Origin of the sequence: Streptomyces sp. NPDC002032 (assembly GCF_042890765.1) — a bacterium.
In the GTDB taxonomy this organism is placed as follows: domain Bacteria; phylum Actinomycetota; class Actinomycetes; order Streptomycetales; family Streptomycetaceae; genus Streptomyces.
On record NZ_JBIASM010000020.1, the window covers coordinates 45,991 to 63,594 of the forward strand.

At 72.7% G+C, this 17,604-nt stretch carries 18 protein-coding genes; 12 read left to right on the forward strand and 6 right to left on the reverse strand.

Annotated features, from left to right (window positions below; translation table 11 throughout):
* The first annotated feature begins 32 nt into the window (after window positions 1-32).
* From ACFYYT_RS31645 to ACFYYT_RS31655, 3 genes are all read left to right on the forward strand, one after another.
* Complete coding sequence (locus ACFYYT_RS31645) at window positions 33-488, forward strand: GNAT family N-acetyltransferase (protein WP_351831851.1); 456 nt, start codon at window positions 33-35, stop codon at window positions 486-488.
* A 106-nt stretch (window positions 489-594) separates the two neighbouring features.
* Window positions 595-1,731: a serine hydrolase domain-containing protein gene (locus tag ACFYYT_RS31650; RefSeq protein WP_351831854.1), complete on the forward strand. Its 1,137-nt coding sequence runs from the start codon at window positions 595-597 to the stop codon at window positions 1,729-1,731.
* A 592-nt stretch (window positions 1,732-2,323) separates the two neighbouring features.
* On the forward strand, window positions 2,324-3,160 hold the full coding sequence (locus ACFYYT_RS31655) for a trypsin-like peptidase domain-containing protein (protein ID WP_351831217.1): 837 nt from the start codon (window positions 2,324-2,326) through the stop codon (window positions 3,158-3,160).
* 51 nt (window positions 3,161-3,211) lie between these two features.
* Here the strand turns inward: ACFYYT_RS31655 and ACFYYT_RS31660 are convergent, their stop codons facing one another.
* From ACFYYT_RS31660 to ACFYYT_RS31670, 3 genes are all read right to left on the reverse strand, one after another.
* Window positions 3,212-4,183 carry a hypothetical protein gene (locus ACFYYT_RS31660; RefSeq protein ID WP_351831220.1) on the reverse strand — a complete coding sequence of 324 codons (972 nt, stop codon included), beginning with the start codon at window positions 4,181-4,183 and terminating at the stop codon, window positions 3,212-3,214.
* 93 nt (window positions 4,184-4,276) lie between these two features.
* Window positions 4,277-4,717: an NUDIX domain-containing protein gene (locus tag ACFYYT_RS31665; RefSeq protein WP_351831215.1), complete on the reverse strand. Its 441-nt coding sequence runs from the start codon at window positions 4,715-4,717 to the stop codon at window positions 4,277-4,279.
* A gap of 96 nt (window positions 4,718-4,813) precedes the next feature.
* The gene (locus ACFYYT_RS31670; protein WP_351831213.1) at window positions 4,814-5,143 is read right to left on the reverse strand and encodes a hypothetical protein; all 330 of its coding nucleotides are present in this window, start codon (window positions 5,141-5,143) and stop codon (window positions 4,814-4,816) included.
* Between the two features lie 495 nt (window positions 5,144-5,638).
* Between ACFYYT_RS31670 and ACFYYT_RS31675 the strand changes: the two genes are divergently transcribed.
* Window positions 5,639-6,469, forward strand: a complete 831-nt coding sequence (locus ACFYYT_RS31675) for a L,D-transpeptidase family protein (protein WP_351831210.1) — start codon at window positions 5,639-5,641, stop codon at window positions 6,467-6,469.
* Here ACFYYT_RS31675 and ACFYYT_RS31680 read toward each other — a convergent pair.
* Window positions 6,441-7,049: a hypothetical protein gene (locus ACFYYT_RS31680; protein WP_351831218.1), complete on the reverse strand. Its 609-nt coding sequence runs from the start codon at window positions 7,047-7,049 to the stop codon at window positions 6,441-6,443. The genes ACFYYT_RS31675 and ACFYYT_RS31680 overlap by 29 nt on opposite strands.
* Window positions 7,050-7,292: 243 nt before the next feature.
* Between ACFYYT_RS31680 and ACFYYT_RS31685 the strand changes: the two genes are divergently transcribed.
* The 6 genes from ACFYYT_RS31685 (at window position 7,293) to ACFYYT_RS31710 (ending at window position 15,595) form a co-directional block, all read left to right on the forward strand.
* A complete protein-coding gene (locus tag ACFYYT_RS31685; RefSeq protein WP_351831208.1) occupies window positions 7,293-8,240 on the forward strand; it encodes an LLM class F420-dependent oxidoreductase in 948 nt (315 codons plus the stop codon).
* Window positions 8,241-8,250: 10 nt separating this feature from the next.
* Complete coding sequence (locus tag ACFYYT_RS31690; RefSeq protein WP_351831206.1) at window positions 8,251-9,036, forward strand: glucose 1-dehydrogenase; 786 nt, start codon at window positions 8,251-8,253, stop codon at window positions 9,034-9,036.
* A 122-nt stretch (window positions 9,037-9,158) separates the two neighbouring features.
* The gene (locus ACFYYT_RS31695; protein ID WP_351831204.1) at window positions 9,159-10,280 is read left to right on the forward strand and encodes an LLM class flavin-dependent oxidoreductase; all 1,122 of its coding nucleotides are present in this window, start codon (window positions 9,159-9,161) and stop codon (window positions 10,278-10,280) included.
* Between the two features lie 286 nt (window positions 10,281-10,566).
* Entirely contained in the window at window positions 10,567-12,306 is a 1,740-nt protein-coding gene (locus tag ACFYYT_RS31700; protein WP_351826153.1) for a D-aminoacylase, read from the forward strand.
* Window positions 12,303-13,781 (forward strand): aldehyde dehydrogenase family protein, encoded by a 1,479-nt coding sequence (locus tag ACFYYT_RS31705; protein WP_351826154.1) that lies wholly within the window; start codon window positions 12,303-12,305, stop codon window positions 13,779-13,781. Before ACFYYT_RS31700 ends, ACFYYT_RS31705 begins: the two co-directional genes overlap by 4 nt.
* A 230-nt stretch (window positions 13,782-14,011) precedes the next feature.
* Window positions 14,012-15,595: an APC family permease gene (locus ACFYYT_RS31710; protein WP_351826155.1), complete on the forward strand. Its 1,584-nt coding sequence runs from the start codon at window positions 14,012-14,014 to the stop codon at window positions 15,593-15,595.
* Window positions 15,596-15,633: 38 nt separating this feature from the next.
* On the opposite strand, the gene ACFYYT_RS31715 is transcribed toward ACFYYT_RS31710, so the two are convergent.
* Window positions 15,634-15,798, reverse strand: a complete 165-nt coding sequence (locus ACFYYT_RS31715) for a hypothetical protein (protein ID WP_351826156.1) — start codon at window positions 15,796-15,798, stop codon at window positions 15,634-15,636.
* A 3-nt stretch (window positions 15,799-15,801) separates the two neighbouring features.
* Between ACFYYT_RS31715 and ACFYYT_RS31720 the strand changes: the two genes are divergently transcribed.
* Both ACFYYT_RS31720 and ACFYYT_RS31725 read left to right on the forward strand, forming a co-directional pair.
* On the forward strand, window positions 15,802-16,044 hold the full coding sequence (locus ACFYYT_RS31720; RefSeq protein WP_351826157.1) for a helix-turn-helix domain-containing protein: 243 nt from the start codon (window positions 15,802-15,804) through the stop codon (window positions 16,042-16,044).
* 165 nt (window positions 16,045-16,209) lie between these two features.
* Entirely contained in the window at window positions 16,210-16,506 is a 297-nt protein-coding gene (locus ACFYYT_RS31725) for a hypothetical protein (protein ID WP_351826158.1), read from the forward strand.
* 90 nt (window positions 16,507-16,596) lie between these two features.
* Here the strand turns inward: ACFYYT_RS31725 and ACFYYT_RS31730 are convergent, their stop codons facing one another.
* Window positions 16,597-16,995 (reverse strand): VOC family protein, encoded by a 399-nt coding sequence (locus tag ACFYYT_RS31730; protein WP_351826159.1) that lies wholly within the window; start codon window positions 16,993-16,995, stop codon window positions 16,597-16,599.
* Window positions 16,996-17,604 lie beyond the last annotated feature (609 nt).

The following is a 17,604-nucleotide window of genomic DNA, read 5'->3' on the forward strand; positions in this document are numbered from 1 at the left end:
TGCGTCAGGTGGCCTGGAGAGGGATGAGCAGGGTGAAGATCGCGGTAGACGACCTCTCCGGACCCGAGATCGCGGCCTTCCTCTGCGCGCACGTCCGGCAGATGCAGTCCATCTCTCCTCCGGAGAGCAAACACGCCCTCGACCTCGATGCCCTCCGCCGGCCCGGGGTCACGTTCTGGTCGGTACGGGACGGTGACACCGTGCTGGGCTGCGGCGCGATCAAGAGACTCGACGAGGGCCACGCGGAGCTGAAGTCGATGCGTACTTCCCCGGCCCGCAAGAGAAGCGGGATCGCGTCCTTCCTGCTGGGGCACATCCTCACCGAGGCCACGCGCATGGGCTTCACGAGGCTGAGCCTGGAGACCGGCACGGCCGAATTCTTCCTGCCGGCCAGGAAGCTGTACGAGAAGTTCGGCTTCACCTCCTGCGAGCCGTTCGCCGACTACCGGCCCGACCCGCACAGCACCTTCATGACGAAGGCGCTCTGAGGGGGGTAACCCCCGCATCCGTCCGGACGCCAGCAGGATGGGCGCCCGGCGCGGCGCCCGGCACGCTGGGCGGGTAGGGCACGGGCACCAGGAGCGGGAGCAGTCGGTGAAGGTACGTACGGGGGCAGTGGCACTGCTGGCGGGGATGTGCATGGTGGCGGTCTCGGGGTTCTTCCCCGCGGCCGCGGCGGAGCGGGACGGACTCAAGGCGGCCATCGACCAGACGGTCGCGGACGGGTTTCCCGGCGTCGTGGCCTACGCCAGGCAGGGAGAGCGGGAATCGCGCATGGCAGCCGGGCTCGCGGACACCGCGACCGGCGAGCGGGCCAGGCCGGACCACCGGTTCCGGATCGCCAGCAACACCAAGTCGTTCGTGTCGACGGTGCTCCTCCAACTGGAGGGCGAAGGACGGCTTTCGCTCGACGACAGCGTGGAGAAATGGCTGCCCGGCACGTTCCGGGGAAAGGGCAGGACCATCACCGTCCGGCACCTGCTCAACCACACCTCGGGCATCTACGACCCCACCAATGAGCCGGAGTTCTTCGCTCCCTACCTGGAGCGCCACGAGTGGGACTACGTGTACACGCCCCGGCAGGTGGTCGACCGGGCCGTCCGGCACAGCCGGCCGTTCGACCCGGGCCAAGGATGGCAGTACTCCAACACCAACTACCTGCTCGCCGGCCTGGTGATCGAGGCCGTCACGCACCACAGCGCGCCCACCGAGATCCAGCGGCGGATCCTCACCCCGCTCGGCCTCAAGAACACCTCCTTCCCGCTGACCGATCCGGACGTGCACGGCCCCCATCTGCACGGATACGACCTCGCCGGGCGCGACATCACCCGGTTCAGTCCGTCGTACGACTGGACCGCCGGTGCCATGATCTCCACGGTGGACGATCTGGCCCGCTTCCACCGGGCCCTCTTCGCGGGCACGCTGCTGCGCCCCGCCCAGCAGCGAGAACTCCTCACCACGGTCGAGTTCGACGGGGTCGTGCAAGGACTGGGCGTGCAGCGCGTGGACGTGCCGTGCGGCCCGGGACCGGACGCCAGGAAGGTCAGCACCTGGGAGACCGACGGCGCCGGACCCGGTTTCACCAGCGTGTCCCTCACCACCACGGACGGTCAACGACAGCTGGTCCTGGCCGCCAACGTCTACGACCTCGGCGCGGAACTGAAGCAGCAACGCCCCGTGCCGCAAGGCAGTGGCCTGGCGAAGGTGCCCGCGGCAGCCCTGTGCGACTGATCGGCCACGGACGGCCCGCAGTCGCTGAGCCGAGCGAAGCGCGTAGCGATCTGACGCGCTGGTAGGGCCCGTTGGCTGTCCTGGTTGGCCGTGGATGTGGAGAACACCTCGCCCGGTCCGGAATCGGGCTGGGAGAGGGCCGAGAGGCGGGGGCTCTTGGGCGGAGTCAGAGATCATCGTCTCTGACGGGGCCGCTCCTCGTCTGTGCAGACCAGACCGTTCCTTTGGGGGCTTCCCGACAGTCTTTGGCATTCCGGGACGGGACGGTCGGTCAAGGGTGGCCGAAGGCCATCGCGAAGCGACGCGACGAAGGAGCGCCCTTGAGGGACCGGCCCGGCACGGAAGGACAGTGGACTGGCGGGAAGCCCCCAACCCCTCCGCGAGACCGCCCCAGGGCACCCCGCCGGGTTTCCCCCGCAGCCCGGCCGCCACGCACCCGCCGCCTAACCCCCCACCCCCCACCCCCCCACCCCCCACCCCCCCACCCCCCGTCCACCGTCCCTCGTGCGGGCGTGGCGATACTCGATGACCTTGCACCCCACCCCGGGCGCGGGGCATGCTTCGCGGGGGTTGAGCGGGAGGGAACGTGGCGGTGGACAAGCGGACCGTGGTGACGGCGGTGCTGTGTGCGGTGGCCGCCCTCGGGGCGTCCGCGGCGGTGGCCGAGCTGGTGCCCCCGCCCGACGGGGCCACGGCCGCCGTCCGGGCCGAGCCGGCGGCGCCGTCGGGCTCGCCCACGGGGCAGTCGCGGGCGCAGGCCTCCAAGCCGCAGCTGGCGAAGCCCGCGCCGACCCCCGTGACCCCCAAGCCCGGCGGCCCCGCGGCCTTCACCGGCGCCCTGTTCACCGGTGGTCTGGACGGGGACCACTTCTGCACCGCCACCGTCGTCCGCAGCCCGGGCAAGAACCTGCTCATCACCGCCGGGCACTGCCTGATGGAGGGCGAGCAGGGCGGCAAGGACGGCGCCGTCTTCGCGCCCGCGTACGCGAACGGCGTCGCCCCGTACGGGACGTGGAAGATAGAGCACGTCTACGAGGACGAGCGCTGGGCCGAGGGCACCGACGACGACTACGACCTCGCCTTCGCCCGGGTCGCCCCCGACGACAAGGGCCGCAAGATCGAGGACGTCACCGGCGGCGCCCCCCTGGACACCTCCGGCCGCGCGGGCGAGGAGGTCACGGTGACGGGCTATCCCGCCGACCGCAAGGTCCCCCGGACCTGCACGGCCGTCGCCACCCGCCTCAGCCCGACGGAGCAGCAGTTCGCCTGTGCCGACTTCCCGGGCGGCACCAGCGGCAGTGCGTGGATCGGCCGGGACGGGAAGGTCATCGGGATCCTGACGGGCGGGGACACGGACGACGTCTCCACCAGCACCGTCCTCGGCGACTACGCGGCGAAGCTCTACGCGAAGGCCGCCGCCGCCCGCTGACCCCGGCCCGCCCCAACCCCCTCACCGCCCACCCCGCCCACCCCGCCCCCCTCACCGCCCCAGTGCCGCCCGCAGGGTGAGTCCGTGGTGGCGGTGCAGCCGGTACGTCTCCCAGCACGCCAGCGCCGTGACCGAGACGGGCGCGCCCAGCACGAAGGCCATCCGGGCGGCCGCCGGGACCTGGGAGTAGGCGCCGGTGACGAGGTCCGCCACGGCCATCTCCCACACCAGCACGGTGGCGAGCGCGGGCGGGAGCAGCTCGTGGACGTCGGCGGTGCGGAAGACGTGGACGAGGGAGAGCCCGATGCCGTAGAGGGCGAAGCCGAGCGACCACAGGCACATCAGCCCCATGACGATCTTGCCCGGCAGCCCCACCGCGTCGCGCAGCCCCTGGGTCTGTTCGGTGACGGCGAGCGGGAACGTGGCCATCGAGGCCATCAGGGCCAGGACGGCCCCGAGGGGGCGCAGGGCCCGTTTGAGGTAGACGCGCCGCTGGGCGCCGCGGGCGGCGAGGGCGAAGGCGCCGACCAGCAGGGGGAGGGTGCAGGCCAGGGCGAGGGTGCTGTTCCAGCTCTGGTCGAGGCGGTCCCCGGCGACCGCCCCGGCGCCCTCCGCCGGGTCGGTGACGGCCGAGTACGTGAGGGTTAGCGCGAGCCACGCGGCGAACCCGAGCACCGTGCGCCACAGCTGGAGCTTGCGCACCAGGGGGTCCGTGACGGTCCCGGGGCGCGAGGGGCGGAACGCGCGCTGGGCGGCGTACAGCGGGTTGAAGACGAAGCGGGCGATCCGCCGGCCCCGCGAGGGGGGCGGGGGTGGCGGCGCCGCGTAGGGGTTCGGGTTCGGGTACGGGTTCGCCTGCGCGGGCACGCCGTAGGGCCCGGGCGCGTATCCGGGCTGCGGGGGCCCGCCGTACGGGCCCGGGGCGTACGGGCCGGGGGAGTACGGCCCCGGAGCGTAGGGCCCGGGGGGTCCGCCGGGCGGGGGTCCGCCGGCCGGGTTCGGGTGCTCGTCCCCCGTGTGCATGCTCACGCCTTCTCCCGTGGTGCCGTGTGGTCGGGCTCCCGCAGGGTAGCGGCGGTGGCGGGCGGCCGTCAGCCCCGCCCGCCCGCCGGGCGGTTACGCCAGCAGCCCCAGGTGGACCGGGTCGGCCGGGGCGTCGGAGAGCAGGTCCGCCAGCCGCGGGGGCCAGAGGGGTTCGCCGAGGGTGGCGAGGCGCTGCGGGGAGAGCCACTGCCAGTGGATGCCGGGGGCTTCGAGCCGCGGTTCGCGCTGGGGGCCGGTGGTGACGTAGATGTGCTCGTGCTGGCGGACCGGTATGCCCTGGTGCGTGAAGTCGTGCTCCCAGGTGCACAGCAGCCGCTGCGGTTCGAGGTCGGTCCAGCCGGTCTCCTCGCGCAACTCGCGGCGCACGCACTCCTCGGGGCTCTCGCCCGGGTCGATCCCGCCGCCCGGGGGCAGCCAGTGGATGCCGACTTCGATGTTGTTCTCCCGGAAGAGGAACACCGATCCGCTGGGGGAGAGGACGACGATGCGCGCTGCCTGACGAGGAGTTCTCATCATTTGAGGGTACGTCCGGGGGCCCCTGCGGCGGGAGGGGTCGGGCCGCTCCCGCCGCACGCCCGGAGCCGGGGGCGAAGACCCCGCGGGGCGGGATCAGATGGTCACGCAGATGCCGTCCTCGATGGTGCGGCCGTCGCGCTCCAGGCCGCCGCAGACGAGCTTGGCGCCGGCCTGCTCGTATCCGACGGCCCAGCGGTGCGAGGCTGCGGTGACCCGGCCGGAGCGGAACTCGCCCCAGTAGGCGCGCAGCACACCGGGGTTGCCGTCACGGGTCTGGACGGTGATGTCCTGCACGAAGCGGTTGTGGTGCGCCGTCATGACGCAGATGTACTGGCCGCACTGGCTGTTGACCTCGGCGCTGGCGGGCGACGCGGCGGCGAAGGCGAGGGCGACGGCGGCGAGCAGGGTCGCGGACTTCCGCATGACTGATCCTCCTGGTCGGGTCGGCCGCCTGGGTTCTGGCGTGCGGCCGGCCCGATCAGTAGTAGCGTCCCGGGGCCCCGGGAGGGCGGTTCGGGCGGGCATTTCCCCTGATCAGGTGGCCCTTGCTGTCTGATCATGGGACCGGCGCGCCCGCAGTGTCGTTTCTCCCCGACGGGCGCGCCGCCTCGTGCGCCCGGGCGATCGAGGCGACGATCGACAGGCCCGGGCCTCGGCCTGGGCCCGGCCCCGGCCCCGGGCCCAGGTCCAGGCCCGCCCCCTCGCCCGCCGTGTGACGGCGCTCCGCACGGCGGCGGAACGGCTCCAGCAGCCTCGGCACCTTCGCCCGGTCCATCGGCGGGCCGGTGCTGGACACCGCCGGGACCCCGTCCGGGGCGGTCGGCACGCGCAGTCGGCCCCCCTCCGCACGGGGCCCGGCGCGCTCGTGGGGGCGGGAGTTCGGCGGGAACGAAGATCGGCTCCTGTACGGTCGGGGCAATGAGCAAGCACGCCCGAGCCCGTTCCCGTTCCCGGGGCCGCACCCGTCCGCGCTCCCGCTCCGCCGCCCGCCGGCCGAGGGCGCTGACCGTGGTGGCCACCGTCGGCCTGCTGGCGTTCGGCGCCGGCTGGGTGCACGCGCTGCACGAGCAGCCGGGCGCGCCCGTCCCGGCGGCCCGCGCGGACGCCCGCCCGCAGACCAAGGACCGGGCGGCCCGTGACGCCCACCGTCCGGACCCCCGCCAGGGCCTCCCCCTGACCCTCGGCGACGCGGCCCGCGCCCGGATCCCCGCGGACTCGCGGCAGCTGGTGCTGGTCACCGGCAAGGCGAAGGACTCCTCGGAGTCCACCGTCACCTTCTACACCCGGCCCGCCGCGGGCGCCGACTGGACCGCCGGCGCGCAGTGGCCGGCCCGCAACGGCGCCAAGGGCTGGTCCACGGGGCGCTCGTACGGGGACCTGACCTCCCCGGAGGGGGTGTTCTCCCTGACGGACGCGGGCGGCCTGCTGGCGCCCCCGCCCGGCACGAAGCTCCCCTACGACCGGAACGCGGCCTTCGTGGCGAGCGGCCGGGGCGTGAACGGCGAGTCGCTGGCGGGCTCCTTCGACTACGTCGTGGCGATCGACTACAACCGCAGGCAGGGCGTGTCCCCGCTCGACCCGGCGAAGCCGGACGGCGAGGACAAGGGCGGCAACATCTGGCTCCACGTGGACCACGACGGCCCCTCCCAGGGCTGCGTGGGGATCCCGAAGGAGGCGATGGAGAAGCTCCTGGCGACCCTGGACCCGGCCGCGCACCCGGTCATCGCGATGGGTCCGCCCGGCTTCTGAGCAGCAGCCCGATGTACGCGAGGTCGAAGACCGAGCACAGCACGCCCAGGCCGAGGACGAAGCCGGAACCCTCCAGCACCCCGAACAGCAGGGTCGGCGCGAGCGTGCCCAGCCATTTGGCGACGGCGATCAGCAGTGACTGGCCGCGCGGGCCGCGCCGGGCGGCGTAGAGGGAGATGAACAGGCCGGACATCAGCAGGTTCTGGAGGAACGCCGAGTAGCGGGTGGCGTCGTGCGTCCCGAAGTGGGCGAGGAAGAGCCACTGCACGGCGAAGGCCGTCGCGAAGAGCAGCCCGCTCCAGGCGGCGAACAGCGGCCGGGTGACGAAGCCGGGCAGCTCGGCGCGCCCGTACCGCAGGTACGTCCAGATGATCACGGTGTCGGCGAGGGCCCACACCACGTTGACCACCCCCTGGGCGGAGGGGCCGCCGCGCAGCTCGTCGACGGCGTAGGTGACCTCCCAGGCGAAGTTCAGGGCGAGCGCGGCCACCGGCATCGCGTAGGTCCGGTCCCGCAGCCCGATCCGGATCGCCTCCAGGTACACGAGGGTCCAGGCGAGCCCGCTGACGAGCGTGAGCATCAGTTCCACGCGCGCACCCTAGGCCCGGAGGGGTCCGTTCGGAACGGGATGCGGGCGCCGGACGCGGATCCGCCGGGCCCGGACACCCGTCGGGCGCAGCGCGGGCCGGCGTCCGGGCCCGCCCCACCCCTTGCCTGACGCACCGTCAGCTACGACGATGGCCCGGCACACGGCGCCCGCACCACGGCGCCCGCACCACGACCGGCACCACGATCCGGCAGACGAAGGCGAGGCGGGCCCGGCATGGCACGCGTGTTTCCGGAAGGCCGGCTGGCGTACGGGATGCAGCTTCCCGTCCAGTCGCAGAGCACCATCTACGCCGAGCCCTGGGAGGCCTCGGCCGGCGCGGCCGACCTCGCCGAGGTGGCCAGGGCCGCCGACCGGGCGGGCTTCGGGTACCTCGCCACCTGCGACCACGTGGCGATCCCGCGCCGCCTCGCCGGTCCCATGAGCACCGTCTGGTACGACCCGGTCGCCACCCTGGCCTTCCTGGCCGGGATCACCGAACGGGTGCGGCTGCTGAGCCACGTCGCGATCGTCGGCCTGCGCCACCCGCTGGTCACCGCGAAGCAGTACGCGACCCTGGACCACCTCAGCGGCGGCCGGCTGGTCCTCGGGGTCGGGGCCGGGCACGTCCAGGAGGAGTTCGAGGTGCTCGGCGTGGACTTCGCGCGCCGCGGGGCGGTCCTCGACGAGAGCCTCGACGCCCTGCGCGCCGCCCTCGGGCCGGAGGAGTACCCGGAGTTCGAGGGGGAGCTGTTCTCCTTCAAGGACCTCGGCCAGCTGCCCCGGCCCGCCCAGGCGCGGATCCCCGTCTGGGTCGGCGGCTCCTCGCCCGCCGCGGTCCGCCGGGCCGCCGTGCGCGGCGACGGCTGGCTCCCGCAGGGCGATCCGCGGGAGGAGCTCCCGGCGCAGATCGCCCGGCTGCGCGCGCTGCGGGAGGCGGCCGGGGTGGCCGGCCCCGTCGAGATCGGCGCGATCACCGAGGCGCTGTACGTCGGCGAGCCCGGCTGGGACACCGGCCGCCGGGCCCTGACCGGCAAGGCGGAGGTGCTCGCGGAGTCCCTGCGGGAGTACCGGGCGCTGGGCGTGGACCAGATCCAGGTCCGCTTCCGCAGCCGGGACCGGGCCGAGCTGACCGACCAGATCACCGCCTTCGGGGCCGAGGTGGCCCCCCTCCTCAACGATTAGGGGCACTGCCATGGGCAAGCTGGACGGGCGCGTCGTCATCGTCACGGGCGCGGCACGCGGCCAGGGCGAGCAGGAGGCCCGGCTCTTCGCCGCCGAGGGCGCGAAGGTGCTGCTGGGTGACGTGCTGGACGGGCAGGGCGCCGCCGTCGCGAAGGAGCTGGGGGAGGACCGGGCCCGGTACGTACGCCTGGACGTGACCCGGGAGGAGGACTGGGCGGCCGCCGTCGCCGCCGCGAAGGAGGCCTTCGGCCCGGTCAGCGGCCTGGTCAACAACGCGGGCATCCTGCGCTTCAACGAGCTGACGGCGACCCCGCTGGAGGAGTTCCGGCAGGTGATCGAGGTCAACCAGGTGGGTGCCTTCCTCGGCATCAAGGCGGTCGCGCCCGAGATCGCGGAGGCCGGCGGCGGGACCATCGTGAACACCTCCTCGTACACGGGGCTGACGGGCATGGCGTACGTGGGCGCGTACGCGGCGACGAAGGCGGCGATCCTCGGGCTGACCCGGGTCGCGGCGCTGGAGCTGGCCGCGAAGAACATCCGGGTCAACGCCATGTGCCCGGGGGCGGTGGACACCCCGATGGCCAATCCCGGCCTGCTGGACCCGGCCGGGGCGACCGACGAGGCGCGGGAGGCGATGGCGGAGCTCTACAAGCGGGTGGTGCCGCTCGGGCGGGTGGGCCGGCCGGAGGAGATCGCGCGCCTCGCCCTGTTCCTGACCGGCGACGACTCCTCCTACATCACCGGCCAGCCGTTCGTCGTGGACGGCGGCTGGATGGCCGGGGTGAGCATCCTCTGACCCTGTTTCTGATGGGTCGTCAGGTCAGCCGGGCGCGGGTATTGACGCCCCCGCCCGGCGGTGGAACAGTCGGACCCATCGAATCTGACGACACGTCAGAAACCTAAGGACGGTGAACCCCCTTGGAATTCGGGCTCTTCGTGCAGGGATACGTGCCCCAGGCGCGGTCCAAGGTCGACCCCGAGGCGGAGCACAAGGCACTGCTCGAGGAGACCGAGTACGTCATCCAGGCCGACCAGTCCGGCTTCAAGTACGCCTGGGCCTCCGAGCACCACTTCCTGGAGGAGTACTCGCACCTCTCGGCGAACGAGGTCTTCCTCGGGTACCTCGCCGCCGCGACCGAGCGGATCCACCTCGGCTCCGGCATCTTCAACCCCCTCGCGCCGGTCAACCACCCGGTGAAGGTGGCCGAGAAGGTCACCATGCTCGACCACCTCTCCAAGGGCCGCTTCGAGTTCGGCACCGGGCGCGGGGCGGGCAGCCACGAGATCCTCGGCTTCATGCCCGGCATCACGGACATGAACCACACCAAGGAGATCTGGGAGGAGACCATCGCGGAGTTCCCCAAGATGTTCCTCCAGGAGGAGTACGAGGGGTTCCAGGGCAAGCACTGGTCGCTGCCGCCGCGGAAGGTCTTCCCGAAGCCGTACGGCAAGGCGCACCCGGCCATGTGGTACGCGGCGGGCTCGCCGGCCTCGTACGCGATGGCGGCGAAGAAGGGCCTCGGGGTGCTCGGCTTCAGCGTCCAGAAGGTCTCGGACATGGAGTGGGTGCTCGACCAGTACAAGACGGCGATCCGGGAGGCGAAGGCGATCGGTGCCTTCGTCAACGACAACGTCATGGTCACCTCGACGGCGATCTGCGCCGAGACCCACGAGAAGGCGGTCGAGATCGCGGTCAACGCGAACATGAACCGCTTCCAGTCGCTGGTCTTCCGCTACCACGACACCTTCCCGCGGCCGGAGGCGATCCCGCAGTGGCCGGAGACGCTGCCGGAGTACAACGCGGAGATCATCGAACTCCTCATCGCGGAGGAGCTGCTGATCTGCGGTGACCCGTCGGAGGTACGGGCCCAGTGCAAGCGGTGGGAGCAGGCGGGCGCGGACCAGCTGTCCTTCGGCCTGCCGACGGGGGTCTCGAAGGAGGACACGCTGACCACGATCAAGCTGATCGGCGAACACGTCATCCCCCACATCGACACGGACCCCGTCCACCGCACCACCCGCTTCCGCCAGTCCGCCTGACCCCCCGGCGGCTCCCCCGGCCCCCCGTCGCGGCGGCGTCTTCCCGGACCGCCGCCCGGCAGGGCTCCGCGGCGGGCCGGGGCGGGCGGCGGCGGCCCGCCCCCGCCCCGGCCCGACGCGCACCCCCGGAGCCCCCGGAGCCCCCGGAGCCCCCGGAGCCCCCCCCGGAGACCCCCTCCGGGGCCACCGCCATGCCCCGCGCGAACCGCAGGGCGCCGCGCGAACCGCAGGGCCCCGCCCGAACCGCAGGGCCCCGAGTCCCGAACCACCCAGGAGGGGAACCGTCATGCTCGACCACCTCATCCGCGGAGCGACCCTCGTCGACGGCACCGGCACCCCCGCCCGCCCCGCGGACATCGGCATCCGGGACGGCCGCATCGCCGTCGTCGCCGCCCCCGGCACCGTCACCGAGGAGGCCCGGACGAGCGAGGACGCGACCGGGCTCGTGCTGACCCCCGGCTTCGTCGACCCCCACACCCACTACGACGCCCAGCTGTTCTGGGACCCGTACGCCACCCCCTCCATGAACCACGGCGTCACCACCGTCGCGGGCGGCAACTGCGGCTTCACCCTGGCCCCGCTCAACCCGGCCCGCCCCGAGGACGCCGACTACACGCGCCGCATGATGAGCAAGGTCGAGGGCATGGCCCTCAAGGCCCTGGAGGAGGGCGTCGACTGGTCCTGGTCCACCTTCGGCGAATACCTCGACGCCCTGGAGGGCCGCATCGCGGTCAACGCGGGCTTCATGGTCGGCCACTGCGCCCTGCGCCGCCACGTCATGGGCGAGGCGGCGGTCGGCGGGCAGCCCACCCCCGAGCAGCTCCGGCAGATGCTCGACCTCTTCCACGAGGCGATGGACGCCGGCGCCTGGGGCCTGTCCACCACCCAGTCGTCCACCCACTCCGACGGCGACGGCGCCCCCGTCGCCTCCCGCCACGCCCGGCCCGCCGAACTCCTCGCCCTCTCCCGCGCCGTCGCCGACCACGAGGGCACCCAGCTCGAAGCGATCGTCGCGGGCTGCCTGGACCAGTTCTCCGACGCCGAGATCGACCTGTTCGTCGACATGAGCGCCGCCGCCGGCCGCCCCCTGAACTGGAACGTCCTCACCATCGACGCCGCCGTCCCCGAACGGGTCCCGCGCCAGCTGCTCGCCAGTGAGCGGGCCCGCGCCGCGGGCGGCCGGATCGTGGCGCTGACCATGCCGATCCTGACCCCCATGAACATGTCGCTGCGCACCTTCTGCGCGCTGAACCTCATCCCCGGCTGGGGTGAAGTGCTGGGCCTGCCCGTCCCCGAGCGGATCGAGCGGCTGCGCGACGCCGGCGTGCGCGCCGAGCTGCTGCGCCGCGCCGACAGCAAGGAGGCGGGCGTCTTCCGGCGCCTGGCCGACTTCGGGCGGTACGTCATCGGGGACACGTACAGCAAGGAGAACGAGGGCCTCTCGGGCCGGGTCGTGGGCGACATCGCCGCCGAGCGCGGCCAGGACCCCTTCCACTGCCTGGTCGAGATCTGCGCCCACGACGACCTGCGCACGGTGCTGTGGCCCATGCCCACCGACAACGACCCGGCCAGCTGGGCGCTGCGCGCCCGGACCTGGCAGCACGAGGACGTGATGCTGGGCGGCTCGGACGCCGGCGCGCACCTGGACCGGATGTGCGGGGCCCCGTACACGACCCGTTTCCTCGGCGACTGCCTGCGCGGCCGCAAGCTGGTCCCGCTCGAAGCGGCGGTGAAGATGCTGACGGACGATCCGGCGCGGCTGTTCGGGCTGCGCGAGCGCGGCCGGATCGCCGAGGGCTTCCACGCGGACCTGGTCCTCTTCGATCCGGAGCGGATCGAGGCGGGACCGGCGACGCTCGTGCACGACCTGCCGGGGGACAGCCCGCGCCTGGACGCCCGCGCCATCGGGATCGTCTCGGTACGGGTCAACGGCGTGGAGACCATCCGCGACGACGAGGTGACGGGGGCGGTCCCGGGGACCGTGCTCCGTTCGGGCCGGGACACGAGGACGGTGAGCACCCGATGAGCCGGGCGCCCCAGAAGCTCTACGTCGGCGGCGAGTGGGTGGAGCCCGCCGGCGGCCACTACGAGGTGATCGACCCGGCGGACGAGTCCGTCGTCGGGCTGGCCCCCGAGGCCTCCCGGGCGCAGGTCGAGGAGGCGGCGCGGGCCGCCTCGGAGGCCTTCGGCGCCTGGTCGCGCACGAAGCCGGAGGCGCGGGCCGCGATCCTGGACCGGGCCGCGGACATCATGCAGCGGGAGTTCGAACCGTGGGCGGAGCTCGCGCGGGCCGAGACGGGCGCGCCGACGGGCATCGCGCGCGGGATGCAGGTGGGCGTGGGGGTGTCCCGCTTCCGGCGGTACGCCCGTGGCGCGCTGGAGCCGGTGGAGCGCGGGCTGCCACCGCAGGTGACCGAGGCCGGGCCGATGGGGCGGGCGAGCGTGCTGGGGGCGCTGGAGGTGCGCCAGCCGGTCGGGGTGGTCACCTGCATCACCTCGTACAACAACCCGTGGGCGAATCCGGCGGGCAAGGTGGCTCCGGCACTGGCCATGGGGAACACGGTGGTGGTCAAGCCGGCTCCGCAGGATCCGCTGTCGGTGTTCAAGATGGCCGGGGCGCTGCACGAGGCGGGGGTTCCGGCCGGGGTGGTGAACGTGGTGTCGGGCGCTTCGGTGGAGGTCGGGGAGGCGGCGGTGGATTCCCCGTACGTGGACATGGTGTCGTTCACCGGGTCCACGGACGTCGGGCAGCGCATCGCGCAGGTGTGCGGCCGGAGCATGAAGCGGCAGCTGATGGAGCTCGGCGGCAAGGGGGCGGCGGTCGTCCTGGCGGACGCCGATCTGGACGCGGCGGTGCTGGGCATCGGGACGACGTTCTCCTTCTACTCCGGGCAGATCTGCACCGCGCCGACGCGGGTGATCGTGCAGCGGTCGGTGTACGCGGAGCTGGTGGAGAAGCTGACCGGCTACCTGGCCTTCATGAAGGTCGGCGATCCGGGGGAGCGGGGCACGGTGGTGGGCCCGGTGATCTCGGCGGCGCACCGGGACCGGGTGGAGTCGTACGTGGAGCTGGGCCGCAAGGAGGGGGCGCGGATCGCGTACGGCGGGGAGCGGCCGGTGGTCGGGAGCGGCCGCGGGTTCTACGTGGCCCCGACGCTGCTGGTCGACTGCACGAGCGAGATGCGGGTGGTCCGGGAGGAGATCTTCGGGCCGGTGGTCGTGGTCGTCCCCTTCGACGGGGAGGGGCAGGAGGCGGAGGACGAGGCGGTCCGGCTGGCCAACGACAGTGATTTCGGGCTGCTGAGCTACGTCTGGTCGGGGGACGCGGCCCGCGCTTTCCGTGTCGCGCGGCGGCTGAGGGCCGGCGGGGTCGGGGTGAACACGGTCGGCCGGAACATGGAGGCGCCGTTCGGCGGGTTCAAGAGGAGCGGTGTGGGGCGGGACGTGGGCTCGTACGCGCTGCACGCATACAGCGAAATCCAGTCGATCGTATGGGCTTGACCAAAAGTTGAACCGGAAAGTTTGAAAAGCCTCAAATCGGACACCGCTGCGGTTTCCGCATGGCGAAAGCGAAGCTCCGGGCCCGCCGAAACGATGATCGGCGGGCCCGTGAACCTTGCATTACGAGCTCGTGAAGTCTCTCGACCTCAAGATTCCAGGCGTTTTTGGGTCTTCGGATCCGGACTTAAGTCTTCCGAATGTGGAAACCGCACCGTCTAACGTCCTGACACATGACACAGCTGGACGTTCGGCCGCAGGTCGGAGACACGGTAAGCGGCGTCGCCCGGGGCCAGGGTCAGGGCGACGGCGAGGTCCGCGGCAAGGGCCTCGGCAAGGGGTCCGTCGGCCTGGTGGGCAGCGCGGTCATCGGCATCTCCACCGTCGCCCCCGTCTACTGCCTGACCTCCACCCTCGGCTCCACCGCCGGCGAGGTGGGCGTCCACATGCCCGCCGTGTTCCTGGCCGGATTCCTTCCGATGCTCCTGGTGGCCTTCGCCTACCGCGAGCTCAACAAGGCCATGCCGGACTGCGGCACCTCCTTCACCTGGACCGTCAAGGCCTTCGGCCCGCGGATCGGCTGGATGTGCGGCTGGGGCCTGGTGATCGCCACGATCATCGTGCTGTCCAACCTGGCCGGCGTCGCCACGTCCTACTTCTGGCTGCTCGCGGGCGAGATCACGAACGATCCGTCGGTCTCGGCCCTGGACGGCAACAAGGCCGTCCACATCGCCACCTGCCTCACCCTGATCGCCGCCGCGACCGCCATCAGCTACCGCGGCATGACCGCCACCAAGGGCGTCCAGTACACCCTCGTCGGCCTCCAGCTCGCGGTCCTCGGCCTGTTCGTCGCCATGGCCCTCCAGAAGGCCTCCGCCGGAACCTTCGACACCGGGCTGGACTTCTCCTGGGAGTGGATGAACCCCTTCGCGGTCGGCTCCATGGGCTCCTTCACCGCCGGGCTCTCCCTCTCGATCTTCATGTACTGGGGCTGGGACGCCTGCCTGGCCACCAACGAGGAGACCACCGGCTCCGCCAAGACCCCCGGCCGCGCCTCGCTCATCGCGATGGTCGTCCTGGTCGGCTCCTACCTGGCCACCGGCGTCGCCGCCCAGATGGCCGTCGGCTCCGGCACCTCCGGCCTCGGCCTCGGCAACCCGGAGACCTCCGGCAACGTCTTCGCCGCCCTCGCCGGCCCCGTCATGGGCCCCGTGCTCGGCATCCTGCTCTTCGTCGCCGTCCTCGCCTCGGCCACCGCCTCCCTGCAGACCACCTTCATTCCGGTGGCGCGCACCGTCCTGGCCATGTCCACGTACGAGGCCCTGCCCGCCTCCTACGCCCGGGTCCACCCCAAGTTCAAGACCCCGGGCCGCGCCACCGTCATGGCGGGCATCGCGACCGGCGCGTTCTACACGGTCATGACCCTGGTCAGCGAGAACGTCCTCACCGACACGATCTTCGCGCTCGGCCTGATGATCTGCTTCTACTACTCGCTGACGGCCTTCGCCTGCGCCTGGTACTTCCGCGGCGAGCTGCGCGACTCCGTCCGCGGCCTGCTCTTCAAGGGCGTCTTCCCGGTCCTGGGCGGACTGCTCCTCGCGGCGGTCTTCCTCAAGACCCTCACCGACGCCTGGGACCCCTCCTACGGCTCGGGCTCCTCCATCCCCGGCCTCGGCGTCGGCAGCGTCTTCGTCATCGGCGTCGGCCTCCTGGGCCTCGGACTGGTCATCATGCTCGTCCTCCAGCGCCGCACCCCGGCCTTCTTCCGCGGCGAGGTCCTCACGAAGTCCACCCCGTCCCTGATCGTCCAGGACTGACCCCCGGGCGGGGCGGGGCGCGGCGGGGGCGCGGCCGTTCACTGGCGGCCCCCGACGTCCAGGACGCCCTCGCCGCGGCCGGGCGGCTGGTCCCCGGCGAGGTCGCCGTCATACTGCGTGCGGCCGACGGGAGCGAGCGGACCCTGCCGGACGAACTCGTACGCATCCTCAGTGCCTCCGTTCACGAGCTGGCGGCAGGCCACGCCGTGACCGTACTCGCGTCGGAAGCCCAGTTGACGCCCGCCGAGACGGCCGAGCTTCTAGGGCTTTCCCGGCCCTTCGTCGTCCGTCTCCTCGACGCGGGCGAGATCGCCTCCAGCCACCTGCCGGACAGCCGCCACCGCATCGTGCGGCTGGCGGACGCACTCGCCTTCCAGGAGCGGCGCGCGCGCCGGGAGGAAGGCCGTCGACGCATCGCCGAAGCCGCGGGCGAAGCGGGACTGCCCTAATGAGGAGGTCGCCCGGACAGTGACGCGGATGGCGGCCGGAAAGCGCAATCCGCCCATGACGCGGGAGGATCTGCTGGCACGGCTGGGCAAAGCAGGAGTCATCCGATGCGCGGAACGGCTGGCATGAGTGGTGACCCGGTGCGTGGCGGGGTCGTTGGGTGGGGCATGACTGCCATGAAGCGCACCCTCACCGCCCTGCTGCTCTCCGGCGGGGCCGCCCTCGCCCTCACGCCCGCCGTCGCGCACGCCGCCGACGGGGACGGGCAGCCCGCCGTGGCGCCGATCGCCAAGCGCGTCGGCGACATCGTCGACCATCCCGGGCATGCCGTACAGGACACGAAGACCGCCGTGGGTGTGACCGCCCAGGCGGCCGGCGCCGCCTCCCAGGCCGCCGACACCTCCCTCACCGGCGCGGGCTCCGCCCTGTCGGCCGGGCTCCCCAGCGCCCCGAAGGCCGGCTGACGCCCCCGGCCACCGCCCCCGGCCACCGCCCCGCGTGGGGTGGTGGCCGTCGTCTTGCCGGGCGCGGCCGGGGCGGCTACCGGCTGGTGCTCAGCCCCAGGTGCGGGAGCAGAGCACCAGCCGGTAGCCGTCCGGGTCGGCGACGGTGACGCCGAACTCGTCCCAGTACGGGTTGTGGGACGCCACCCGGGTCCCGCCGCAGTCGACCAGCCGCCGCACGAGCGCCTCGTCGGGGGCCTTGCCGAGGTAGACCACGAACAGGTCGTCCACGGTCGGCGTCGGCGCCAGCGGGCTGTCCGGGTCCCGGGTCAGCTCGAAGTGCCAGCCGCCGCCCGCCGGGCCGACCATCAGGAGGTCGTGCTCCCCGGGCACGTGTCCGCTGGTGCGCCACAGGACGTCGAGCCCGAGCCCGTCGACGTAGAACCGCTCAGCGGCCTCCAGGTCGAACGAGGGCCGCGCGACCCGGACATGGGTGTGTGCATCGATCATGCCGGGAGGGTACGTCCGCCGAGCCCGGGGCGGTGTGACGGGGCTCACCCATGGGGCGGGTCGGGGTCCGGGGGCGGGGTGTCAGTTGATCGGCCTCAGGGAGGGTTTGGTGGTCTCCCGTCAGTCTCATCGTCCTTCCGTGTCGGGCCGGTCCCTCAAGGGCGCTCCTTCGTCGCGTCGCTTCGCGATGGCCTTCGGCCACCCTTGACCGACCGTCCCGCCACGGAAAAACGAAGACTGCCGGGAAACCCCCAAAAGAACGTTCACGGGGCAGTGAGCCTGGCCGATCCTTCTCAGGGAGCCGAGACCCCTACCCCCAAGGGACCCCAGGCGGGCCCGACATCCGGCCCTCCCAGACCACATCCGGGGCCAGGGGCAGCCAGACCACACCAAACAGCGACCAGAGCAGCCGGGCGGGACACCTGGCGCATCAGATCGCTACGCGCTTCTCCCGGCATAGCGTCCGCCGGCCGTCCGTGGCCGGACATAGGCCAACCGAGACCTACCGAGGGCGGTCGATGACGGGCGAGGGCGGGTCGATGACGATCGAGGGCAGGTAGTCACGGGCGTCTGCGGCCGTGACGGAGTGAGAGAGCGACGAGAGTGACT